This is a genomic window from Sulfurospirillum sp. MES (assembly GCF_000789415.1).
GTDB lineage: Bacteria > Campylobacterota > Campylobacteria > Campylobacterales > Sulfurospirillaceae > Sulfurospirillum > Sulfurospirillum cavolei.
Map to the genome: position 1 here is coordinate 1 of NZ_JSEC01000011.1, position 1,215 is coordinate 1,215.

1 protein-coding gene is annotated in these 1,215 nt (G+C 38.4%); it reads left to right on the top strand.

Annotated elements, in window-relative coordinates; genetic code table 11:
* Window positions 1–295: 295 nt before the first annotated feature.
* Window positions 296–1,003 carry a Bax inhibitor-1/YccA family protein gene (locus tag OA34_RS11185; RefSeq protein WP_039675388.1) on the top strand — a complete coding sequence of 236 codons (708 nt, stop codon included), beginning with the start codon at window positions 296–298 and terminating at the stop codon, window positions 1,001–1,003.
* Window positions 1,004–1,215 lie beyond the last annotated feature (212 nt).

Sequence of the window (1,215 nt, forward strand, 5' to 3'; positions counted from 1 at the left end):
TTTCAAAGATTGAATTTGACATTGTTAAAATGGTAATGAACGTGAAGCTAATCCCCTACTTTGGGAGCTTCTCTTTAACCCCGTTCTCTCAAACGAGGACGAAATTATATACTCGAACTCCTTAAAAAAAGGTTAAATACAAGAGGCTTTTGACATCTTTTTTCTTCTTGTTCAGAATGATTAATTTTTTGTTTACCCTCTTTCCATATAATAGTAAATCGAAAAATTGCATTTTCTGATTTGATTGAGGTAAAATGCGCTTTTGATTTTATGTTTCATTGACAAGGAGAACACTATGGGACTGTATGACAGAGACTACATACAACAACACTCTCAAGAGGGTATTTATGAGCATACAAGGATCAATGAAAGCTCCTTAGGAGTTTTTATTAAGCAAACCTACCAGCTTTTTGCCGCTTCGTTATTAGCCGCAAGCGCCGGTGCATATGTCGGAATCGGTATGGCAAGTGCCATCGCTTCTTGGTATTGGGGACTCGTTATTTTAGAGTTTATCGTTTTATTCGGACTTTATGCGGCAAAACGAAAAGCCGGTTTAAATATGATCTTGCTTTTTGCATTCACCTTTTTAACCGGTCTTACGTTAACACCGCTTCTTTCCTCTATTTTGGGCTTAAAAGGCGGCTCAAGTATCGTGGCCAACGCTTTTATCTTGACGACGGTCGCTTTCGGAGGACTTTCCGTATTTGCGATGAATACGAAACGCGACTTTTCCGCAATGGGGAAAATGCTTTTCATTACCTTGATCGTCATTGTGGTTGCGGGTATTATTAACATCTTCTTTCATAGCCCTATTTTACAGTTGGCAATTGCGAGCGTTAGCTCTATTTTGTTTAGTGCGTTTATTCTTTACGATACGCAAAATATTATCAGAGGCGCTTACGAAACGCCGATTGAAGGTGCGATAGCATTGTATTTAGATTTTTTAAATCTCTTTATCTCACTTTTACAAATTCTTGGAATTTTCGGCTCACGCGACGAATAAGCTTTGTAGTGCTTGAGAGGAAAAGGGGCGGGAAGCATTCTATGCTTCTCGCCCCTTTTTTAGTTTCATTTCTTTGACATGTCACCTTACATGTAAAGCCGAGATTTACCCTAAAGGTTCATTGACCTTGATATCGCATTGGTTTGATTTATCGCATTTAATATTGGCATCAAAATAGAATATCTTACTCACGTCTATTTTTGCGCCTTGCA